The sequence below is a fragment of the Nocardioides sp. YR527 genome, from assembly GCF_900101045.1.
GTDB lineage: Bacteria > Actinomycetota > Actinomycetes > Propionibacteriales > Nocardioidaceae > Nocardioides.
In genome coordinates this window covers 1-21638 of sequence record NZ_FNFN01000012.1, presented here as the reverse complement: position 1 = coordinate 21638, position 21638 = coordinate 1, and the positions used below count along the sequence as shown (strand labels likewise).

21 protein-coding genes are annotated in these 21638 nt (G+C 70.0%); 15 read left to right on the top strand and 6 right to left on the bottom strand.

What is annotated here, in order from left to right:
- Nucleotides 1-60: 60 nt before the first annotated feature.
- Entirely contained in the window at nucleotides 61-762 is a 702-nt protein-coding gene (locus BLT25_RS27205) for a ferritin-like fold-containing protein (protein WP_091052612.1), read from the top strand.
- The gene (locus BLT25_RS27200; RefSeq protein WP_143033884.1) at nucleotides 752-1810 is read left to right on the top strand and encodes a C39 family peptidase; all 1059 of its coding nucleotides are present in this window, start codon (nucleotides 752-754) and stop codon (nucleotides 1808-1810) included. The genes BLT25_RS27205 and BLT25_RS27200 overlap by 11 nt, the downstream gene beginning before the upstream one ends.
- 176 nt (nucleotides 1811-1986) lie before the next feature.
- Here the strand turns inward: BLT25_RS27200 and BLT25_RS27195 are convergent, their stop codons facing one another.
- The 3 genes from BLT25_RS27195 to BLT25_RS27185 form a co-directional block, all read right to left on the bottom strand.
- The gene (locus tag BLT25_RS27195) at nucleotides 1987-2298 is read right to left on the bottom strand and encodes a hypothetical protein (RefSeq protein WP_091052609.1); all 312 of its coding nucleotides are present in this window, start codon (nucleotides 2296-2298) and stop codon (nucleotides 1987-1989) included.
- A gap of 153 nt (nucleotides 2299-2451) precedes the next feature.
- Nucleotides 2452-2673 carry a DUF3107 domain-containing protein gene (locus BLT25_RS27190; protein ID WP_091052608.1) on the bottom strand — a complete coding sequence of 74 codons (222 nt, stop codon included), beginning with the start codon at nucleotides 2671-2673 and terminating at the stop codon, nucleotides 2452-2454.
- Nucleotides 2674-2781: 108 nt separating this feature from the next.
- Nucleotides 2782-3414 (bottom strand): TetR/AcrR family transcriptional regulator, encoded by a 633-nt coding sequence (locus BLT25_RS27185; RefSeq protein WP_091052606.1) that lies wholly within the window; start codon nucleotides 3412-3414, stop codon nucleotides 2782-2784.
- A gap of 127 nt (nucleotides 3415-3541) precedes the next feature.
- On the opposite strand from BLT25_RS27185, the gene moeZ reads away from it, so the two are divergent.
- The 11 genes from moeZ to BLT25_RS27130 all read left to right on the top strand — a co-directional run bounded on the left by moeZ (nucleotide 3542) and on the right by BLT25_RS27130 (nucleotide 15890).
- Nucleotides 3542-4756, top strand: coding sequence for an adenylyltransferase/sulfurtransferase MoeZ (gene moeZ, locus BLT25_RS27180; RefSeq protein ID WP_091052605.1), 1215 nt, complete (start codon nucleotides 3542-3544; stop codon nucleotides 4754-4756).
- 140 nt (nucleotides 4757-4896) lie between these two features.
- On the top strand, nucleotides 4897-5187 hold the full coding sequence (locus tag BLT25_RS27175; RefSeq protein ID WP_091052603.1) for a hypothetical protein: 291 nt from the start codon (nucleotides 4897-4899) through the stop codon (nucleotides 5185-5187).
- Nucleotides 5184-5810: a class F sortase gene (locus tag BLT25_RS27170; protein WP_091052601.1), complete on the top strand. Its 627-nt coding sequence runs from the start codon at nucleotides 5184-5186 to the stop codon at nucleotides 5808-5810. The genes BLT25_RS27175 and BLT25_RS27170 overlap by 4 nt, the downstream gene beginning before the upstream one ends.
- A gap of 60 nt (nucleotides 5811-5870) precedes the next feature.
- Nucleotides 5871-6731 carry a serine protease family protein gene (locus tag BLT25_RS27165; protein ID WP_091052599.1) on the top strand — a complete coding sequence of 287 codons (861 nt, stop codon included), beginning with the start codon at nucleotides 5871-5873 and terminating at the stop codon, nucleotides 6729-6731.
- A 47-nt stretch (nucleotides 6732-6778) separates the two neighbouring features.
- Nucleotides 6779-7099, top strand: a complete 321-nt coding sequence (locus BLT25_RS27160) for an MGMT family protein (protein ID WP_091052597.1) — start codon at nucleotides 6779-6781, stop codon at nucleotides 7097-7099.
- Nucleotides 7099-7764: a lysophospholipid acyltransferase family protein gene (locus tag BLT25_RS27155; RefSeq protein WP_091052595.1), complete on the top strand. Its 666-nt coding sequence runs from the start codon at nucleotides 7099-7101 to the stop codon at nucleotides 7762-7764. The genes BLT25_RS27160 and BLT25_RS27155 overlap by 1 nt, the downstream gene beginning before the upstream one ends.
- Nucleotides 7765-7841: 77 nt before the next feature.
- Entirely contained in the window at nucleotides 7842-8540 is a 699-nt protein-coding gene (locus BLT25_RS27150; protein WP_091052593.1) for a hypothetical protein, read from the top strand.
- The gene (locus BLT25_RS27145) at nucleotides 8521-8964 is read left to right on the top strand and encodes a cupin domain-containing protein (protein ID WP_091052591.1); all 444 of its coding nucleotides are present in this window, start codon (nucleotides 8521-8523) and stop codon (nucleotides 8962-8964) included. Before BLT25_RS27150 ends, BLT25_RS27145 begins: the two co-directional genes overlap by 20 nt.
- Nucleotides 8965-8966: 2 nt before the next feature.
- On the top strand, nucleotides 8967-9257 hold the full coding sequence (locus BLT25_RS27140) for a DUF1905 domain-containing protein (RefSeq protein WP_091052590.1): 291 nt from the start codon (nucleotides 8967-8969) through the stop codon (nucleotides 9255-9257).
- 55 nt (nucleotides 9258-9312) lie between these two features.
- Nucleotides 9313-12657 (top strand): ATP-dependent helicase, encoded by a 3345-nt coding sequence (locus BLT25_RS27135; RefSeq protein WP_091052732.1) that lies wholly within the window; start codon nucleotides 9313-9315, stop codon nucleotides 12655-12657.
- A gap of 20 nt (nucleotides 12658-12677) precedes the next feature.
- Nucleotides 12678-15890 carry an ATP-dependent DNA helicase gene (locus BLT25_RS27130; RefSeq protein ID WP_218131497.1) on the top strand — a complete coding sequence of 1071 codons (3213 nt, stop codon included), beginning with the start codon at nucleotides 12678-12680 and terminating at the stop codon, nucleotides 15888-15890.
- Nucleotides 15891-16356: 466 nt separating this feature from the next.
- On the opposite strand, the gene BLT25_RS27125 is transcribed toward BLT25_RS27130, so the two are convergent.
- Nucleotides 16357-18036 (bottom strand): DUF885 domain-containing protein, encoded by a 1680-nt coding sequence (locus tag BLT25_RS27125; RefSeq protein ID WP_218131496.1) that lies wholly within the window; start codon nucleotides 18034-18036, stop codon nucleotides 16357-16359.
- A gap of 93 nt (nucleotides 18037-18129) precedes the next feature.
- Between BLT25_RS27125 and BLT25_RS27120 the strand changes: the two genes are divergently transcribed.
- Together BLT25_RS27120 and BLT25_RS27115 are read left to right on the top strand one after the other, a co-directional pair.
- A complete protein-coding gene (locus BLT25_RS27120; protein WP_256328819.1) occupies nucleotides 18130-18687 on the top strand; it encodes a SigE family RNA polymerase sigma factor in 558 nt (185 codons plus the stop codon).
- Nucleotides 18680-19975, top strand: a complete 1296-nt coding sequence (locus tag BLT25_RS27115; protein WP_091052584.1) for a hypothetical protein — start codon at nucleotides 18680-18682, stop codon at nucleotides 19973-19975. The genes BLT25_RS27120 and BLT25_RS27115 overlap by 8 nt, the downstream gene beginning before the upstream one ends.
- Here the strand turns inward: BLT25_RS27115 and BLT25_RS27110 are convergent.
- Nucleotides 19942-21288 (bottom strand): glycosyltransferase 87 family protein, encoded by a 1347-nt coding sequence (locus BLT25_RS27110; RefSeq protein ID WP_091052583.1) that lies wholly within the window; start codon nucleotides 21286-21288, stop codon nucleotides 19942-19944. The genes BLT25_RS27115 and BLT25_RS27110 overlap by 34 nt on opposite strands.
- 27 nt (nucleotides 21289-21315) lie before the next feature.
- Nucleotides 21316-21543, bottom strand: a complete 228-nt coding sequence (locus BLT25_RS27105; protein ID WP_091052581.1) for an acyl-CoA carboxylase epsilon subunit — start codon at nucleotides 21541-21543, stop codon at nucleotides 21316-21318.
- Between the last annotated feature and the right edge of the window lie 95 nt (nucleotides 21544-21638).

The following is a 21638-nucleotide window of genomic DNA, read 5'->3' as shown; positions in this document are numbered from 1 at the left end:
AAAGCTGAATATCAGCGGCGCTGGGTCGGTCAAAAGGCATTCTATCGGTAGGGTTCTCTCGTGGTTGCATCGTCAGAGTTCACGGGTCCTCAGGATCCGTTCGGTGATCCTGTTTACAAGGCTGCCGTCATCGACCTTCTCGGAGCGGTCGCCTATGGCGAGGTCTCGGCTGTCGAGAGGCTGACCGACGACGCCAAGATGGCGCCCTCCCTGGAGGACAAGACGGCTCTTCTCGCGATGGCGGCCGCTCAGCACGCCAAGATCCAGCCGGTCCTCGACCGGTTGGTGGAGCTCGGGACCGACCCGTACGCGGCCATGGAGCCGCTGCGCGAGGGGTTCGACGAGTTCCACACCCACACCAAGCCCGCCGACTGGTGGGAGTCGCTGGTGAAGGCGTACGTCGGGGACGGGCTCGCCAACGACTTCTACCGTGAGGTCGCCGGCTTCCTCGACGAGGACACCCACAAGCTCGTGGTCACCACCCTCGAGGACGCCGGGCGCGCCGACTTCGTGGTGGACCGGGTGCGGGCCGGCATCGAGGCCGATCACCTCATCGGCGGACGGCTGGCGCTGTGGGGCCGTCGCCTCATGGGCGAGGCGATCACCCAGGCCCAGCAGGTCGCGGCCACCCGCGAGGGGCTCAGTGACCTGATCGCCGGCGGCCACCTTCCGGGCCTCGACCTCGGCACGATCGGCGAGATGCTCACCCGGCTCACCCAGCGCCACGTCGAGCGAATGGGCAAGCTCGGGCTTGAGCACTGACGTCCTCTGGACCGGCTGGTCGGGCGAGCAGATTGACCCGAAGGCCAATGCTTGGGTGTCGCCCGAGGTCAGCCCGGGTTTCTGCTTCGACGAGCTGGTCGCCTCCTGGAACGTGGTGACCCCGCCCGGGACCTGGGTCGAGGTCGCGGCTCAGGTGGTTGCCGAGTCGGGGGAGCGAAGCGGCTGGCTGGTGCTGGCTCGCTGGTCCTCGGACCCGGCCTTCACCTCCACCTCCGTCGCCGGTCAGGACGATCCGGTCGCGGTCGCGGACGACGACACGATCCTGGGGCGGGACGGGCACCGGTTCACCTCGTTCTCGCTGCGGCTGAGGTCGTTCGGCTCGGCCCAGATGCCGCGGGCGAGCCTGCTCGGGGCGATGGTCTCGGCCGGCGCCCGGGACTCGGCGCCGGCCCCGGAGGCGGTGCCTCGCGGGACGGTCGTGGGTGGCGTACCCGCCTATTCGCAGCAGCTCCACCGTGACCGCTACCCGCAGTGGGACGGTGGCGGGCAGTCCTGGTGCAGTGCCGCCTCGACGGCGATGATCGCCGACTTCTGGGGCGTTGGGCCGACGCCCGCCGAGACGGCCTGGGTGGACTACGAGACCCCTGACCCGCAGGTGCCATTCACCGTCAGGGAGGTCTACGACGAGTCCTTCGGTGGTGCCGGCAACTGGGCCTTCAACACCGCCTATGCGGGCACCCGCGGCCTGGTCGCGTACGTCACCAGGCTCCGCTCCTTCGCCGAGGCCGCCCGATTCCTCGAGGCCGGGATCCCGCTCGTGCTGGCCGTCTCGCACCAGGACGGCGAGCTGACCGGCGCCGGGTATGTCACCAACGGTCACCTGCTCGTGCTGACCGGCTTCGACGAGGAAGGCGACCCCGTCGTCCACGACCCCGCCTCCCATCGGATCGTCAGCGATGCGGAGGTGCGGGCGACGTACGACGTGGGCGAGCTCGACCGCGCCTGGGCCCGCTCCGGGCGGATCGTCTACCTCATCCGGCCGCCGGACGTGGCCTCGCCGCAGCCTCCGGCTCAGCCGAACTGGTGAGGCTGGCTGGCGTGTAACACGTCGTTCGTAGGACTATCCGGTCGTTCCAATAGGGCGAGTAGTCCTACGAACGACGTGTTACACGTAGCCGGCGGGGGTTGGTGGGGCGTACCTGCAACAGCAGAAGCGGCCCCACCCCAAGGGGCGGGACCGCTTCGAGATGACCTGGACGAGGCTCAGGCCTTGGACTTTCCGGTGATGCCGGCGGCCACGACGACCGCGATGGCCGCGACGACGACCTGCCACAGGTGACGCCACCAGTCGATGCCCTTGGACGTGTTCCACATGTCGTAGTTCGGGTTGCCCGCGACGTTGCCGGCAACGCCGAAGATCGCGTAGTAGATCCAGCCGCCGACGAGCATGCCCACGATTCCGCAGACGACGACCAGCCAGAACGGAATGTTGTCCCGGCTACCCGGGGCGAGGAACTTGCCGAGGAGCCCGATGATGACGCCGCCGACGAGGACGGTGATGATGGTCCCGATCATGCCCAGATCCCTTCAGGTTGTGAGGGCGCCATGAATGCGCCTATCCCTCGATATTGCACCTGTTGAGACGACATTGCACGGACAACATGGCTCAAACCCGGAAGTTCGCCACCGGAATCAGGGCCATCCCTGAGTCGTACGGTCCGGATCGGTTCAGCCGGCGAACCCGACCTTGCCGACCTTGGCCGGGCCGATCTCGATGTAGGCGAGCTTCTCGGTCGGGACGATGACCTTCCGGCCCTTGCTGTCGGTCAAAGCGAGCACAGCGCCGCCGCCGAGGGCGTCGGCGATGAGCTTCTCCACCGATTCGCTGGACTCCTCGGTCTCTACGACGAGCTCACGGGCGGCCTGCTGGACGCCGATCTTGACCTCCACGGGTCCTCCTTGCGATGGGTCGATCAATGCTTCGGAATCCTCTCACACGGACCGTGAGGAACCCCGTTGTTGCGCTACGAGCGGAACTTCGAGCTGATTGGAATGGATTCAGTCGGTCTTGGGGTAGCCGCCGATGCCGCGCCAGGCGAGCCCGGCGACCAGACGCGCCGCGTCGGCCTGGGAGAGCTCGCCGTTGTTGTGGAGCCAGTAGCGCGCGCTGACCTGGATCTGGCCGACCAGGCCCACGGCGAGCAGGTGGGAGGCGGTGGGAGCGAAGCCGGTGTCCTCGGCGATGACCTCGGCGATGACCTCGGCGCACTCGTTGGTGACCCGGTCGACCTGCTCGCGCACGGCGGGGTCGTTGGTCAGGTCGGACTCGAAGACGAGCCGGAACGCACCGGACTCGGAGGCGACGTAGTCGTAGAAGACCTCGACGGTGCGGGCCACGCGCTCCTTGTTCTCGTCGGTCGACGCCAGGGCCTCCCGGCAGCGATCGATGATCTCGTTCGCGGACTTCTCCAGCAGGGCCAGATAGAGGTCGAGCTTGCCGGGGAAGTGCTGGTAGAGAACGGGCTTCGAGACTCCGGCCCTCTCGGCGATGTCGTCCATCGCGGCAGCGTGGAAGCCGTAGGCGACGAAGACCTCGAGAGCGGATTCGAGAAGCTGGGCTCGTCGTTCCGTTCGGGGCAGTCGGGCCCCTCGCGGTCGAGTGGGGTCGAGCTCGGATTGGTGCGTGGTCACCCCAGCAGCCTACCCGCTGGTACTCGGATCGCGGGACGCGTCGTTGCCTCGCCCACGAATGAGGGAACATGGAGATGTGCCTGCGGTGTTCAAGTAGGCATACGTACGTCCGAACTGAGGAGCAGTTGTGTCCCTAGCCCCGCTCGTGGAGCCCGCTGACGAGCTGACGATCGACGAGGTGCGCCGCTACAGCCGCCACCTCATCATCCCCGACGTCGGCATGGCCGGGCAGAAGCGCCTGAAGAACGCCAAGGTGCTGGTCATCGGCGCTGGCGGTCTCGGCTCGCCCGCCCTGCTCTACCTGGCCGCGGCAGGCGTCGGCACTCTCGGCATCGTCGAGTTCGACGAGGTCGACGAGTCCAACCTGCAGCGCCAGATCATCCACAAGCAGTCGACGGTCGGCCAGCCGAAGGCGGAGTCGGCCGCGGCGGCGATCAAGGAGGTCAACCCGTACGTCGACATCGTGCTGCACGACGTGCGGCTCGACAACGACAACGTGCGCGAGATCTTCACCGGCTACGACCTGATCGTCGACGGCACCGACAACTTCGCGACCCGCTACATGGTCAACGACGCGGCCTACTTCCTGGGCATCCCGTACGTCTGGGGCTCGATCTACCGCTTCGACGGACAGGCCTCGGTGTTCGCGCCGACCCTGACCGACGACGCCCCGTGCTACCGCTGCCTCTACCCGGAGCCCCCGCCCCCGGGCATGGTCCCCTCCTGCGCCGAGGGCGGCGTGCTGGGTGTGCTCTGCGCCTCGATCGGCTCGATCCAGGTCAACGAGGCCATCAAGATGCTGACCGGCATCGGTGAGCCGCTGGTCGGCAAGCTGATGATCTACGACGCACTCGAGATGGAGTACCGCAAGCTGAAGGTCCGCAAGGACCCCAACTGCGCGCTGTGCGGGGAGAACGCGACGGTCACCGACCTGATCGACTACGACGCCTTCTGCGGTGCGATCTCCACCGAGGCGGCCGACGCCGCGGCCGGCTCGACCATCTCGGTCAACCAGCTCTCCGAGATGATCAAGGAGCGCGAGGAGGGCAGCCGCGACTTCGTCCTCGTCGACGTGCGTGAGCCGAACGAGTACGAGATCAACCAGATCCCCGGCGCCGTCCTGATCCCCAAGGGCGAGTTCCTCAACGGCAACGCGATCCCTCAGGTCGCCGAGCTCACCTCAGATGGTGCCAAGCCGCTCGTGTTCCACTGCAAGAGCGGCGTACGCAGCGCCGAGGTGCTCGCGATCGCCAAGGGTGCCGGCTACGCGGACGCGGTCCACGTCGGTGGTGGCGTGGTGGCGTGGGTCAACCAGATCGACCCCTCCCAGCCCTCCTACTGAGGGTTACTGAACTGTAGGCCAGCGGTGGCCCCTCTGGGGTCGCCGCTGGCTTTATCTGTACGTGGCGTACCCGATAGTTTTGCGATCGCAGCTGCGGGGGGCGGAGTTGCATCAATGCCCGAACCTCGGAGGATTCGACGTTGTCCACACGCGCTCGTCTCAGCGCGACGCTCGCCGGTGCCACCCTGGCCGGCGGACTGCTTCTCGGTGCCCCTGCCCACGCGAGCGACCAGGCCCCGGAGCCGGCCTCCGGCGCGGCCGTCGGCACTGCGATCGACCCGGAGAGGCTGGAGTCGAACGTCGCGGACCCGACTCGCGGCGTACCTCCGTCCTATGTCTTCGCCGGGGTCGGTGCACTGCTGATGGGGGCGGGGGCCGGACTGGCCGTACGTCGCAAACGAGCTGAGGCTGTGGCACGCTCGGCCGAGTGAGCAACGGTCAACCCAGCCTGAGGACCTTCATCGGCGAGATCTTCGTCGTCGTCCTCGTGGTCGCGGTCGGCGTGCTCGGCTATGCCGCGTACGACTACTACATCAAGATCGACGAGGCGCAGAAGGCCAACGCGACCCCGCCCGCGACGACGTCCTCGATCCCGGCCGAGGCGCTGGCCGAGGTGCCCAAGAAGAAGGGCAAGGTACGCGGCGTCTCCATCGAGTCGCTCAACGTGCACGCCGACGTGGTGCCGCTGGCGATGGAGGGCGGCACGCTCACCCCGCCGGCCGACGCCTCGCTCATGGGCTGGTGGAAGGGCGGTGCGAAGCCCGGCGCGGACGCCGGCTCGGTGCTGATCGTCGGGCACACCCTGCACAACGGCGGCGGCATCCTCGACCGGCTGGGCGAGGTCGAGGAGGGTGACGAAATCGTCGTGCGGACCAAGGACGAGGAGTTCAGCTACACCGTTCGGTCGGTGCGCGACCTCTCCAAGGAGCAGGTCGCCAAGCGCAGCAAGCGGCTCTTCGACACCGACGGCGAGCCGAAGCTGGTCGTGGTGACGTGCGACGACTGGGACGGCACCTCGTTCCAGGGCAACACCGTGGTGGTGGCGGTCCCGTAACCCCGGGGTGTCGAGCCTCGTTACTTGTGAGTCACATCACTTCAGAGACGAGGCCCCCACATGCTCCGCACCCGTTCCGTACGCCGCGCCGCAGCCTTCGCCGCGACCGCCCTGACCGCCGCGCTGGTGCCGGCCCTGATCCCGGCGCCGGCGCACGCCTGGGCTCCGGCCGACACGGCCACCATCACCCCGGGCGTGCAGATGTACACCAAGGGTGCCCAGTGCACCGCCAACTTCGTCTACACCGACTCCGCTGCCAACGTCTACGTCGGCTACGCCGCCCACTGTGCCGGCCTGGGCGAGGCCACCGACACCAACGGGTGCGCGGCCGAGTCGCTCCCGCTGGGCACCCCGGTGACCTTCAACGAGGGCGGTTCGCTGCTGACCGAGGGCACCGTCATCGGGAAGGGCACGCTGGCGTACTCCTCGTGGGTGACCATGCAGCAGCGGGACACCACCGACGAAAACACCTGCGCCTACAACGACCTCGCGCTGGTCAAGGTGAGCTCCGGTGACAAGGGCAAGGTCAACCCGAGCGTGCCGATCTGGGGCGGTCCGACCGGGATCGACACCGACGGCACCGCCGCCGGTGACCGGGTCTACTCCTACGGCAACTCCTCGGTGCGCGCCGACCTGGACCTGCTCTCGCCGAAGATCGGCCTCTCGCTCGGGGACAGCGGCACCCGATGGTCGCACCCGCTCTACAACCTCACCCCGGGCATCCCCGGTGACTCCGGATCGGGCTTCCTGAACTCCGAGGGCAAGGCCGTCGGCACCCTGTCGACGCTCGGCCTGCTCCCGCTCCCGGGCTCCAACAACATCGGCGACCTCGACCTCGAGCTGGAGTACGCCCAGGCGACCTCGGGCATCTCCGGTCTGCGTCTGGTTCATGGCACCGAGCCTTTCACCGGCGTCCTCTGACAGGAGCCTCTGACGGCAGCCTCTGACAGCGCGCTAACCTGCCGGGCATGACCGACCGGGAGGCGTACGTCGAGGCTGTGCTGCGGATCGTCGAGCAGATCCCACGCGGTTCGGTGACGACGTACGGCGCGATCGCCGATGCCCTCTTCGACGAGTTCGGAGGCGGGCCTCGGCAGGTCGGTTCGGTGATGGCGCGCGAGGGCGCCGGGATGCCGTGGTGGCGGGTGGTGCGGGCCGATGGCTCGCTCCCCGCCTCCCACGGCGAGGAGGCCCGGCAGGCCTATCTCGAGGAGGGCACCCCGCGACGTGTCTCGGGGGCTGTGGACCTGCGCGAAGCGATGTGGTTGCCGCCTACGATGATCCCGTGATGTATCGCGTCCTCCACGCCGTCGTACCCCCCGTTCTGCGCGCGGTCTGGCGTCCCACGGTGACGGGGGCCGAGAACGTCCCGCGCACCGGCGGGGTGATCCTGGCCAGCAACCACCTCAGCTTCGCCGACTCGATCGTGATCCCGTCGGTCTCGCCCCGGCCCGTGCACTTCCTGGCCAAGTCCGACTACTTCACCGGCACCGGGCTCAAGGGCGCTGCCCAGAGAGCGTGGTTCGAGGGCATGGGGATGCTGCCCGTGGACCGCGACGACCCGCAGGCCGCGCTCGGCTCGCTGGAGGTGGCCCTGAAGGTCCTGAACAAGGGTGAGGCGTTCGGGATCTACCCGGAGGGCACCCGGTCGCGCGACGGCCTGCTCTACCGCGGGCGCACCGGGGTGGCGCACCTGGCGCTGACCGCCGGCGTGCCCGTGGTGCCGGTGGGTCTGCGGGGGACCGCGGAGCTCCAGCCGGTCGGGTCGAGCCTGCCGCGGCTGGCGAAGGTCACCGTCGAGTTCGGGCAGTCGATCCAGGTGGCCGGCCGCTTCGACGGCGTACCTCTCGGCAAGGCCCGCCGAGCCCTGACCGACGAGGTGATGGCGGCGATCGCGGCGCTGAGCGGCCAGAACCTGGCCGGGGTCTACAACGAGCGGCCCGCCGACGTCTGATCGCAGGTTGCCTGTTGCGCGGGGGTGAGAAGGGGCGCATTCTGGAAGGTGACCCCCTAGCAGCCGAGGTGAGGCAGATGGCCACCACGACCGTGTTGCAGGACGAGCTGCGACGCAAGCACGACGAGCTCGCTGGGCGCCTGGCCCACGCTCGGAGCATCATCGCCAGGCCGGAGCAGACCCGCCGGGGCTGCCCACCGATCGACCAGTTCAACGCCGGTACGTCCCGCCACCTGCACGCGGTGGACGAGGCACTGCTGCCGGCGGTCTCCGCTCACTGCGAGGGCGGAGCAGGTCTGGTCCATGACTACCTCCCCACGGCGCGACACCTGGAGGTGCTGCTCTTCCACGTGAAGGCGCACGAGTACGGCTCCACCTGGGAGACCACCCACGGGTGGCCGGCGCTGTGGGGCGAGGTCGAGGAGGCGCTCATCGACCAGGAGTCGAGGGAGGGCGAGCTGGTCTCGCGCCTCGCCGAGGAGGCCACCGACGACGAGCTTCTCCTGATCGCCGAGCGGATGGCCGCCGCGGAGCGGAGGGCGCCTACGCGCCCGCATCCCCACCTGCCGCACACGGGTCTGGCCGGAAAGGTCGTACGCCGGGTGGCCCGTCCCGTCGACGCCGTCTGGGACGCGGTCGAGGGCCGCTCGGTCGGCGGCCCCGAGCCGGTGCCGCACGAGAAGCCGGGACTGATCTGGCAGTACCTGCTCGGCGACCCGCGCTTCCCCGACGACCCGGCCAACGAGACCCGGCACAATGAGCCGGGTGACCGCTGACTCCATCACTTCCGCTCTTGACCTCGCGCCGCATCCCGAAGGCGGGGCGTTCCGGCAGACCTGGGCTGCTGCCGAGACCGTCACCCTGTCCGACGGGCGGGTGCGTCCGACCGCGACCTTGATCTACTTCCGGCTCCTGGCCGGGGAGTCGTCCGCGTGGCACCGCGTCACCTCGGACGAGATCTGGCTGGCGCACACCGGCGTCGTGTCCCTGCAGCTCGGCGGCGCCGGCGAGGCTCCGGTCGCGGGGGAGACCGTGCTCGTCGGGGTGGACGTCGCCGCCGGCCAGATGCCGCAGGCGGTCGTGCCGGCGGGGGTGTGGCAGCGTACGGTCCCCTCGGCCGAGGACGCGCTCGTCTCCTGCGTAGTCTCGCCCGGGTTCGACTTCGACGACTTCGAGCTCGCCCCAGGCACTGCGGAGTAGGGATGGAGTACGCGTTCGAAGGAGCAGTCATCGAGTGGCGCGGGCCGGCGCCGTTCTACTACGTGCCGATGCCTGTCGAGGACGCCGAGGACCTCAAGGAGGATGCCCGGGGTCTGGAGTACTGGGGGCAGGTCGCCGTCACCGCCACCATCGGCGCGACCACGTTCACCACCGCGCTCTTCCCCAAGGACGGCACCTATCTGCTGCCGTTGAAGGTGGTCGTCCGGAAGGCGGAGGGCCTCGATCTCGACGACGTGGTCGAGGTGAGGATGCGTCTGGGGCACGACGTCTGATCCGAATTGATCTCGACCCGCTCGGATGTCGGTGCTCTCTGGTTGGGTGGAGCCCGTGAGTGTCTCCTACCGCCTTGCCCCGCCGCCGAGCGCTATCGGTGTGCCGGTGCTCGACGAGCACCAGCGGTCGGTCGTGGAGCATCCCGGCGGACCGCTGCTCGTGCTGGCCGGACCGGGGACCGGCAAGACGACCACGCTGGTCGAGGCGGTCGTCGACCGGATCGAGAATCGCGGCGTACGTCCTGACCAGCTGCTCGCGCTGACCTTCTCCCGCAAGGCCGCCGAGCAGCTGCGTGACCGGGTGACGGCGCGGCTGGGGCGGACGTTGTCCGGGGCGGTCTCCTCGACGTTCCACTCCTTCGCCTACGGCCTGGTGCGCCGCTACGCGCCGGCCGAGCTCTACGCCGCCCCGCTGACGCTGCTCTCGGCGCCGGAGGCCGACGTGGTGCTGCAGGAGCTGCTGGCCGACCACCCGGAGTCGGTGAGGTGGCCGGAGCGGTTCCGGATGGCGATCGGCACCCGCGGGTTCGCGCGCGAGGTGCAGACCGTGATCGCGCGGGCGCGCGAGCGCGGGCTCGACCCCGACCAGCTGGTGGCGCTCGGCCGGGAGGAGCGCATCGAGGAGTTCGTCGCGGCCGGATGGTTCCTGGAACAGTATCTCGACGTGCTGGGGGCGCAGTCGGCGATCGACTACCCCGACCTGATCATGCGCGGGGTGATCGAGGCCGAGCGGCATGCGGCCGAGCTCCGGGCGGAGTTCGCGTGCGTGTTCGTGGACGAGTACCAGGACACCGACCCGAGCCAGGTCGCCCTGCTGCAGGCGCTGGCCGGTGACGGGCGCGACCTGATCGTGGTGGGCGACCCCGACCAGTCGATCTACGGGTTCCGGGGCGCGGACGTCAACGGGATCCTCGACTTCCCCTCCCAGTTCCTGACCAGGGAACGCCGGCACGCGCCGGTGGTGGCGCTCGGGACGACCCGCCGGTTCGGGTCGCGGCTGCTGCGGGCGTCGCGGTCGATCGCGGCGGGCATCTCGGTGCGCGGCTCGATCCCGGCCGCGGCCTACGACACCTTCCGCAACCCGCACCCGCTGGCTCAGGACCCCGGCCGGGCCGAGGTGCTCACCTTCGACACCGACCGCGCCGAGACCGAGCACATCGCCGACCTGCTCCGCCGCGCGCATCTCGAGGACGGCATCGACTGGTCCGACATGGCCGTCCTGGTGCGCTCCGGTCGCACCTCGATCCCGCAGCTGCGCCGGTCGCTGACCGCCGCCGGCGTGCCGGTCGAGGTGGCTGCCGACGAGACCCCGCTGGTCCGCGAGCCCGCCGCCGCCGTCCTCCTCGACGCGCTCGGGATCGTCGTCGACGCCGACGTCGAGTCGGACCTCGACGAGCGCTACGTACGCCCCGACCGCTGCGAGGAGCTGCTCACCGGTCCTCTCGGTGGCCTCGACGCCACCGACGTCCGCGCGCTCACCCGTCTGCTCCGGGCCAGGTTCCCGGACGTCTCTGCACATGAGCTCGTACGCCGCGCCGTGCTGGGGTTCCCCGCTGGTCGAGCCGCGAGCGCCAGCGAGCGTGTCGAGACCAACACGGTCCCATCGAGCGCCGACGCCGACCGTGTTGGTCTCGACACGGATTCGTTCGTACCTCACGAATCCGGCTCGACCAGCGTGGTCGGCTCGACCAGCGGGGGCGGGGCGGGTGAAGAGAGGGTGCTGGGGCGGGTGCGCCGGCTCGCGGCTCTGCTCGCCGAGGCTCGGGCTGCGCTGAAGGACGGGGCCGGGGCGGAGCAGGTGCTGTGGACGCTGTGGGACGGTGCCGATTGGGGTCAGCGGCTCCGGGCGCAGGTGGAATCGGGCGGTGCGGCGGTGCGGCTGGCCCACCGCGACCTGGACGCGGTCGTGGCGCTCTTCGACACCGCCGCCAAGATCGAGGGCCGCCAGGAGTTCACCTCGGTGGAGGCGTTCCTGGCCACGCTGCGTGCCCAGGAGATCCCGGCCGACACCCTGGCCGACAAGGGTGTGCGCGGTTCGGCGGTGCGCCTGCTCACCGCCCACCGTTCCAAGGGGCTGGAGTGGGGTCTGGTGGTCGTCGCCCACGTCCAGGAGGGGGCATGGCCCGACCTGCGCCGGCGCGACTCGCTCCTCGGGCCCGACCGGATCGCCCCGGCGCTGCCGGACGGCCATCACGGCGGGCTGCTGCCGCCACTGACGCGCTCGGCGATGCTCGCCGAGGAGCGCCGGCTCTTCTACGTCGCCGCCACCCGGGCCCGGTCCCGGCTTGTCGTGACCGCGGTGAAGTCGCCCGACGACGACGGTGACCAGCCGTCGCGGTTCATCAACGAGCTCGGTCTGCGCGAGGACCAGATCCGTCACCGCGTCGGCAGACCGACTCGACCGTTGTCGCTGGCCGGTCTGGTCGCCGAGCTGCGCCGCACCGCCGCGGATCCTGCCCGACCCGACGCGCTGCGCGAGGCGGCCGCGAGGAGGCTGCAGAAGCTGGCCGCGACCGAGGTGCGCGGCAAGCGGATCGCGCTCTCCGCCGACCCCTCGACATGGTGGGGGCTGCGGGCCCCGACGTACGCCTCGGTCGCGGTGCGCCCCGAGGACCGTCCGATCACGCTGAGCGCATCGGCGCTGGAGGCGATCCTGACCTGTCCCGCGCAGTGGTTCCTGGCCCGGGAGGCCGGGGGCGCGGTCACGGACTCCTCGAGCCAGGGTTTCGGCAAGGTGGTGCACGCGATCGCCGAGCAGCTCGCCCGCGGCGATCTCGACGCCGCCACCGTCGAGGACCTGATGCCGTTCGTGGACGAGGTCTGGGGCCGCCTCGAGTTCCGTACGCCCTGGTCCGCTGCCCGCGAGCGTGAGGCGGTCCAGGATGTGCTGGCCAGGTTCCTGACCTGGCACCGGCGCCCCGGCGCGCGCACCGTGATCGGCTTCGAGGAGCAGCTGACGGCCAAGGTCTCGCTGCCCAGCGGGGAGACGGTGCGGCTGAACGGTTATGCGGACCGCCTCGAGCTCGATGAGAGCGGCCGGATCGTCGTCGTCGACCTGAAGACCGGGAAGTATCCGCCCACCGCGCAGGAGGTCAAGGAGCACGGCCAGCTCGGCCTCTACCAGCTGGCCGTCGAGCACGGTGCGGCCTCGTCGCTGGCACCGGGGGCGACCTCCGGTGGCGCGGAGCTGATCCAGCTGCGCCATCCCGCGGGTTCGGGGAGCGAGCTGCCGAAGGTGCAGGTGCAGGCTCCCGAGCCGCCCGAGATCATCACCCAGCTGGAGAAGGCGGTGGCGACGGTCCGGGCGGAGGAGTTCGTGGCCAGGCCGGGCAAGCAGTGCGACCGGTGCCAGTTCGTCACGCTCTGCCCGGCGCAGACCTCGGGATCGGTGCTGTCGTGACCCCTGAAATGAGTTCCGAGATGACGGTCGAGACCCCCGAAGAGCTCGCCAAGCTGATGGGCCATGACTGGCTCTACAGCGAGGAGCAGTTCCGCGCGATCACGGCGCCGTTGGAGCCGGCCGTGGTGGTCGCCGGCGCCGGGTCCGGCAAGACCGCGGTCATGGCCGCTCGAGTCGTCTGGCTGGTCGCCACCGGCCGGGTGCTTCCTGGGGAGGTGCTCGGTCTGACCTTCACCACGAAGGCGACCGCTGAGCTGGCCACCAGGATCCGGGAGTCGCTGCAGAAGGCGGGGCTGTGGCCGGAGCGCCCCGAGGGCCCGCCGCGGCCCGGAGAGGAGGATGACGAGCCCACCGAGCCAACGGTGGCGACCTACCACTCCTACGCCTCCGGACTGCTCTCCGAGCACGGGCTGCGGATCGGTCACGAACCCGACACCCGGCTGATCGCCGACGCGACCCGCTACCAGCTCGCGGCTCGAGCCGTGGCCCGGCACACCCACCCGGTGGAGAAGCTGACCGACTACCCGAAGCTGGCCGTCCAGCAGCTGCTCGCGCTCGACTCCGAGCTCTCCGAGCACCTCGTCGACCCCGCCACGCTGCGCGCCTACGACCGCAACGAGCGGTCGCTGTTCGCGCTGGAGGTGGCCGACCTCGAGGGCCAGTTGGCCGACGGGAAACGGGTCAAGACCAAGCTGACCAAGGTCGAGAAGGCGATCGACGCGATCGACAAGCGCTACGAGCTGCTCGACCTGGTCGACGGCTACCGGCGGCTCAAGGACCGGCTCGGGCTGATGGACTTCTCCGACCAGATCGCGCTCGCCGCCCGGCTGGCCGTGGAGACCCCCGAGGTCGGTGAGATCGAGCGCGGGAAGTTCAAGGTCGTGCTGCTCGACGAATACCAGGACACCTCGGTGGCCCAGGCCCAGATGCTCGCCCGCCTCTTCGGCGATGGACACCCCGTCACCGCCGTCGGCGACCCCAACCAGGCGATCTACGGCTGGCGCGGCGCCTCGGTGAGCAACATCCTCGAGTTCGGCCGCGACTTCCCGACGAAGGACGGACGGCGCCCCGCCTACTCCCTGACCGTCAACCGCCGCTCCGACGCGCGCATCCTCGACACCGCCAACCATCTGGCCGCCCAGCTCTACGAGGGGCGCGAGAAGGAGCGCCTCGTCGCCGCCGAGGGCGCACGCGACGGTGAGGTGCGGGTGCATGTCCACGAGACGTACGACGACGAGCTGCTCTGGCTCGCCGACAAGGTGATCGAGGCCCATGAGGCGGTGGGGGAGTGGAAGGAGATCGGCGTCCTGACCAGGGACAACTCGCAGGCGGCAGCGGTCTTCGACGCGCTCACCGCTCGCGAGATCCCGGTGGAGATCGTCGGTCTGAAGGGGCTGCTCCGGCTGCCCGAGGTGGCCGAGGTCGTGGCCACCATGGAGCTGCTCCACGACGTCACCGCCAACGCCGCGCTGCTCACGCTGCTGGCCGGTCCGCGCTGGGCGATCGGGCCGCGCGACCTGGCCATCCTCGGCCGGCGCTCGCGTGACCTCGCCGGAGTCGTCGGCGGCGCGGAGGAGTTCGCCGACATCGAGCGGCAGCTGGAGGCGGCGGTCGAGGGCACCGACCCCACCGAGATCCCCTCGCTCAACGACGCGCTGGAGGATCCCGGCGACCCTTCCGACTACGACTACTCACCGCAGGCCCGGGAGCGGTTCAAGCTTCTCGCCGACGAGCTCCGCGGGCTGCGCCGGGCGGTCAACGAGCCGCTCCTCGACCTGGTCCGGCGGATCATCGACGTCACCGGCATCGACGTCGAGCTGGCCGCCTCGGTCTCCCCGGCGGCCTCGGCCAGGCGAGACAACCTCGACCTCTTCGTCCAGGCGGTCGCCGACTTCGAGGGTCTCGACGGTCAGGTCACCCTCGCCGCGCTGCTGGCCTACCTCGAGGCGGAGGACGAGTACGGCCAGGGCCTCGACGTGGCTACGCCCTCGGAGGCCGACTCGGTCAAGCTGCTCACCGTCCACCGCGCCAAGGGCCTGGAGTGGGACGTCGTCTTCCTGGTCGGGGTCACCCACAAGAAGTTCCCCACCGGCCAGACGCGCTCGTCGTGGCTGACCGTTCCCTCGGTCATGCCCGCCGCGCTCCGCGGCGATCGCGACGATCTGCCGCAGCTCCACGGCCACGACGCCGACTCGATCGACGAGCTCCTCGCCGAGCGCAAGGAGCACGAGCGCGTCGAGGAGCTACGGCTGGCCTACGTCGCCTGGACCCGTGCCCGCCACATCCAGTTCGTCTCGTGCTGGCGCTGGTCACCCTCGCTGAAGGAGGGGCGTGGGCCGTCGGCCTACGTGGAGAAGACCCGGGAGGCGCTGCTCCAGTGGGGAGCCAAGCCGGACCGGTGGGCGGAGGTCGTGGTGAAGGGTGAGGAGGAGAGCCCCTACGCCGCCCAGGAGGTCGACCTGCCCTGGCCGATCAACCACCACACGCCTGAGGTGGAGCGCCGTCTGGAGGCGGCCAGGCTCGTCCGCGAGGTCGGGCCGGGACCTGACGATCTCGACGACCTCACTCTGCTCGAGACGGTGAACCAGTGGGACGAGGAGATCGAGCGGCTGCTCACCGAGGCGGAGCGCGAACGCGCTCCGGAGGTGGTCGTACCGCTGCCGTCCTCGCTCTCGGCCACCGCCATGTCGAAACTGCGCGACGACCCGCTCGGCTTCGCCGCCGACCTGGTCCGCCCGATGCCCCGCAAGCCGTCCTCCCAGGCGCGGTTCGGCACCCGGTTCCACGCCTGGGTCGAGGCCCGCTTCGGCCAGCAGGACCTCTTCGACCCCGACGACCTGCCCGGCCGTGCCGACCACGGCATCGAGGACGAGTCCGGCCTCGAGGAGGTCATCGCCGCCTTCGAGCAGGGCCCGTTCGCCGACCGGCCGCCCTACCGGGTCGAGGCCGCGTTCGCGATCGTCCTGGCCGGTCAGGTCGTACGCGGCCGGATCGACGCGGTCTACCAGGAGCCCGACGGGAGCTTCCTGATCGTCGACTGGAAGACCAACCAGGCCCAGAACGCCGACCCGCTTCAGCTCGCGCTCTATCGGCTGGGGTGGGCTGAGTTGATGGGGGTGCCGTTGTCTCGGGTTCGGGCGGCGTTCTACTACGTGCGGTCTGGGCGTCTTGTCGAGCCTTCTGGGCTTGCTGGGCGGGGGGAGTTGGAGGGTCTCCTGGGCGGGGGTCGCTAGCGTTTTCTTTCGACGCGCTTCGGCTTCGGGGTTTGTGGTTGGGGTTTGCCGCCGACCCTTTCGGGGAGGGTGTTCTCGGCGGCGTCCGGAGTAAAGGACGGCCGTCGCCGAGAAAAGATTTGGCTGGCTATCGGGTCGGCGGCAGGGGTTTGGTGCGGAGGTTCGGGTTGGGTAGGGGTCTGGGAGTCGGCTGATCGCTTCGCTGGGGTGGGCGAGCGGGGCAGCTGGTGGAAGGAAAATTCCTTTCGCCGTGTGAGTCGTCTCCGCCGGGATGGGGTCGGTTGGTGGAAGGAATTTTCTTTCCGCTGGAGGAGTCTCTGCTCGGTGGGGCGAACGAATTTTCGTTCGCGCGGAGAAGCCTTCCCTCGCCCGCAGCGGTTCCCCGCGGCCCCCAACCCCGTGGACACAGAGCGCAGACGAAGCCGCACCCCGCGTACGCCCAAATGCCTCCGACCACCCAGCAGAACTACAGCCGCCCGAGCGCCGCCCGCAACGGATCGAGGCCGAGTGAGCCGAGGTCGAGCGCGGCGCGGTGGAAGGCCTTCATGTCGAAGGCAGCGCCGGCGCGGGCGCGCGCGTCCTCACGGGCCTGGAGCCAGATCCGCTCACCGACCTTGTAGGAGGGCGCCTGGCCCGGCCAGCCGAGGTAGCGGGCGACCTCGAAGTCGAGGAAGGCGTCCTCCATCAGGCAGTGCTGCCCGATGAACTCGCGGCCGAGCTCAGGGGTCCACACCTCGCCGGGGTGGAAGCTGAACGGGTTGTCCTCCGGGATCGTCAGCTCCAGGTGCATACCGATGTCGATGATCACCCGCGCGGCCCGGAAGGACTGCCCGTCGAGCATGCCGAGGCGGTCACCGGGGTCGTCCAGGTAGCCGAGATCGTCCATGAGGCGCTCGGCGTAGAGCGCCCAGCCCTCGCCGTGGCCCGAGACCCAGCACATCAGCCGCTGCCAGCGGTTGAGCAGCTCGGCGCGGTAGGCGGTCTGGGCGACCTGGAGATGATGGCCAGGAACGCCCTCGTGGTAGACGGTGGTCAGCTCGCGCCAGGTACCGAACGAGGTGACCGACTCGGGCACCGACCACCACATCCGGCCGGGACGGGAGAAGTCCTCGGAGGGGCCGGTGTAGTAGATCCCGCCGTCGGTGGTGGGCGCGATCATGCACTCGATCCGCCGGACCGGCTCGGGGATGTCGAAGTGCACGTCGGCCAGCTCCGCGATCGCCTGGTCGGCCCGGTCCTGCATCCACGACTTGAGCGCGTCGGTCGAGGTCAGCTGCCGCGCGGGGTCCTTGTCGAGATGGGCTGCCGCGTCGACGACGCTCGCTCCCGGCAGGATCCGGTCGGCAGTGGCGTCCATGTCGTCGGAGAGTCGCTTGAGCTCCTCCCAGCCCCAGGCGTACGTCTCCTCCAGGTCGATCTCGGCGCCCAGGTAGCGCCGTGAGGAGAGCTGGTAGTGGTCGCGCCCGACGGCCTCCTTCGGCAGCCCGTTCGGAACCAGGTCGTCAGCCATGAAGCGCCCGAACTCGACGAAAGCCTCGTTGGCCCTCCCCGCCGAGGCCTCGAGCTCGGCGCGCAGCGAGGGGGGAGTGGTGTCGGGGGCACGTGAGACGAGGCCGGCGAAGAAGTCGCCGGCCCCCTTCTGCCCGGTCCAGCTCAGGATCTGGTCGGCGACCTTCTGGTACTGAGCCGTCGCCGAGACCCGTCCGGCCGCCGCCTCCTCCCGGAGGGTCGCGGTATAGCCCGCGACCGCGTCTGGCATCTTGGCCAGCCGGGCGCCGATCGCTGCCCAGTCGTCCTCGGTGCCGGTGGGCATCAGGTCGAAGACCTCGCGCAGGTTGTGGATGCCGCTGGTGATGACGGAGACGAACTTCCGGTCCAGCTGCGCCTCGGCGAACTCGATGTCGAGCCCGACCCGTTCCAGGAACGCGTCCTTGGCGACCTGCTCACGCTCATCGACCGGTTCGATCGCGGCCACGTCGGCGTAGGCTGCCCGGTTGAGCTCCTCCACCGCCGCCATCCCGTCCGGGGAGAGGTCGGGGAGCTCCGCGTCGTGGCCGGCGACACCGACGTACGTCGCGGTCAGCGGGTCGAGGGCGCAGAGCTCCTCGACATAGCGGTCGGTGTGGGCGTCTACTTCACGGGTCACCTGGCCAACCATAGGTCTGCGGCGGATCGGGGCAACTCAATTCCGCGCGACTCGCAACGAACACGACAGACTTCGCGTAGGAGGTGTGTGAACGTGCCAGAGGAGGTGTCCGTGGATGCCCACGAGGAGGCGGGCGAACCAGACTTCGGTGCCTGGGTGGCCTCTCGGGGACCCGCGTTGCAGCGGTTCGCCTACCTGGTGACCGGCAACAACTCCGACGCTCCTGACCTGGTGCAGGACGCCCTCGCCCGCGCGCTGCCGCGGTGGGAGTCGCTGGCGGCGTCCGGGACGGCGGAGGCGTACGTGAAGAGGAGCATCGTCAACGGGTCGATCAGCGGCTGGCGCAAACGGCGCCGGCTGGTGCTGGTCGAGGACGTCGAGCCGATGGCGACCAGGCATGAGCCCGGCCCGGAGGAGCGAGACGCGGACGAGGCGTGGGCGCTGGTGCAGACGCTGCCGTCGAACCAGCGAGCGGCGGTGGTCCTCCGGTTCTACGAGGACCTCTCGTTCGCGCAGATCGCGACGGTGCTCGACTGCGCCGAGGCGACGGCCCGCTCACACGTGCACCGGGCGCTGGCCAAGCTGAGGCAGCGGTTGAACGAGCAAGGCTCTGTTGATCACAGAGGGAACGAGGGGGTTGACAATGAGTGACTTCGAGCGCGAGGAGCGGGCCTTCCGGGCCGCCCTGGCCCGTGCGGCCGACGGCTTCGAGCCGCGGAAGCTCGCGATCCCCGGGGCGTCTGAAGAGTCTGGACCGGCCGACCTGTCCGACGAGCGTGAGAAGGCCGAGGAGAAGTCTCCCGGACGCCGGAAGGCGCCCTGGATCCTGGCTGCTGCCGCCGCGGTGCTGGCAGTCGTCGGCCTGGGTGGCGTGGTGGCCAACCTGCAGCCCACCGGTGGCGGTGGCGAGAGCACGGCCGCGAGCGACGCCTCCGGCGACGAGGACAGTGCCGGTGACGCGCCCAAGGCGCTCGGTGCGGACGAGGCGGCTCCCGAAGGCACCTACATCGAGCGCGGCCGCACCGACCTGCCGGCGCCCGCGGACGGGAACCGCTGGGCGGTCCGCTACGACATCGCCTTCCAGGTGCCCGAGGAGTGGGCCGACGCCACGGCACCGGCGCTGCCGGAGTGCATCGCGAAGCCCGGCGACCAGTGGGACACCGTGCCGCGGACTCCGTACGTCGCGAACATCACCAACCAGCCGGTGCCGGCCATCGCCTGCAACGAGACCGAGGACCGTGACTTCCCGCCGCAGTTCGGCAAGGTGCCGTTCGCGCTGTGGCAGCCCTACGTCCTGATCGAGAAGCCCGGCAAGGGCGCCACCCTCCAGACCGGCTCCTGGGAGCACGAGGGCTGGCTGCTGACCCGGGTCCAGGTCGGGGAGAGCGACGCGTACGCCACGATCCTCACCGGTCCGGGCGACGAGAAGGTCAACTATGAGATCAAGGGATCGCTGCGGACGACGCCGAAGGATCCCTACGGTTGCGAGACCTCCTCGCCGCTGGCCGAGGGCGATCCGGTGCAGCCGAAGACCGCCCCGAAGACCTCACCGCTGGTGGGCGATGCGCCGGAGTCGATCGCGATCTGTCGCTACGAGCCGTCCTCGGCCTCGCTGACGGGGTCGCGAGAGATCACGGGCAACGACGCCGAAGGCCTCGTGGAGGCGATCACGAGCGCACCGGCCCGTTCCGGTCCCAACACGCCGCAGAACTGTGCGGCGGGTCAGCCGGTCACGGCGTACGTCATCCTGCGGATCTTCCGCGACGGAGGCGAGCCCGGGGAGGTCTACGTGAACTACGAGAACTGCGACGACCACGGGTTCTACGACGGCATCACCGTGTACGAGCTCACCGCGGCCGCCTGCCGGCCGGTCTTCGCCGAGGCGCCGGTCACGATCTACTCGGCTCAGGGCGACGTCGCCAAGGTCTGCCTCTCCTGACCCTCGGTTGCTGGCCGCCCCCGCTCGGGGAGGGCGGCCAGCAACCGGGTCGTGCGCCATGCGGCGTAGAGGAAGAGAAGCACCAGCAGGCCGTTGCGCCAGGCCAGCACCTCGGTGATCCACGGTGAGCCGATGTCGTCGAAGGTGAGCATGTAGCCGTACATCCGCGGGAAGATCTCGTGGGTCAGCAGTGTCACCACGACCAGCACGACCGACCAGATCCCGAGCTGCCGGCGGGCCCTGCCGCGGAGCAGGACCAGCCCGGCGGAGGCGGCGGGAAGCAGCCAGAGCATGTACTGAGGGCTGAGCACCTTGTTGGTCACCAGGAACGCGGCCACCGTCGCGAGCACCAGCCACACGATCGTCTCCTCGGTCCTCTCACCGCGCGGGAGACGTCGCCAGGCGAGCACCCACCAGACGATGACGAGGGCCCCGGCGACCACGGAGGCGACCGTCGCCGCGAGGAGCAGCGGCTCGACCCGCGGCCCGCTGATGTCGTACGCCTTCCACTCGGTGTAGTCGATGGCGTAGCCGCTCTCCGGACCGCCGTGGCCCCACGCGTACATCGCCGGGGTCGCGAAGACCGACTCGATCTGCAGACCCCGCTCGCTCTGGTAGTTCAGCGGTGTCCAGAGGCGGTCCCAGCCACCGAGGACGAGACTCAGCCCGGCCAGGGCGATGCCGGCGGCGGCGACGGTCAGGATGACCCCGCGGCGGGTGGCGCGGTTCGCGGCGAGGGCAGGGATGACCAGGATCGGCCAGTACTTCGCGCCGGTCGCGAAGGCCGCGAACGCCGCGGCCACCTTCGGTCTGGTCACCGCGTAGAGCACCGCCAGCCCGACCATGATCCCGGGGAAGAGGTCGAAGCGGGCGTACGCCGTCGCGCCCAGCGCCGGGACCGCGACCAGCCACAACGCCTCCGCGCCGGAGATCCCGAACCTCGGGTGCGTCCCGCGGCGGTTGCGGACCAGCAGCACCATGAAGAGCAGATCGGTCAGCGCCGCCATCGCCAGCACGGCCACGATGTAGGCCTCGCCGCCCAGGTCGAGGAGGCCGATCGCGGCGTACGGGATCCAGAGCAGGAGCAGCGCGGGCACCGGATACTCGACCAGCGTCCCCGCGACCCCGCCCTGGGCGAGGCCGTCGAGGCTGTCGCGGTAGTAGTTCACGTCGCCCACCACGCCCCACTCCGTGCCCCACCAGGAGAACTGCTCCTGCGCAGCGGCCGGGAAGCCGTAGAGGATCACCACCCACCCCCGGGTCACCAGCCATGCCAGGGTGACCAGGAGATATCGCCGAGAGAAGGTGATCACCCAGTGATCATGACATTGCCGTCCTCGTCAGCGGGGCAGGCCGCTTGCGCGCCAGGCGTTGGGGCCGGGGTGGAGAGGCGTACGCAGCTGGGGGTTCGCCCAGAGGGAGCGTGGCTTCTTCTTCGGGGGCTCGCCTCCTGAGCCGATTGCGGCGAGGACGGCCACGATCGCGGCCACGTCCTCCGGGGTCGCGTTCTGGTCGATGACTCTGAGCAGGGGCTTCTGCTCCTCGTGCGGTTCCTGGGGCGCGGTCACAGCGGGATGTTCCCGTGCTTCTTGGCGGGCAGGGTCTCGCGTTTGGTGCGCAGCAGGCGTAGTGCGCGGGTGACTTCGGCGCGGGTTTCGTGGGG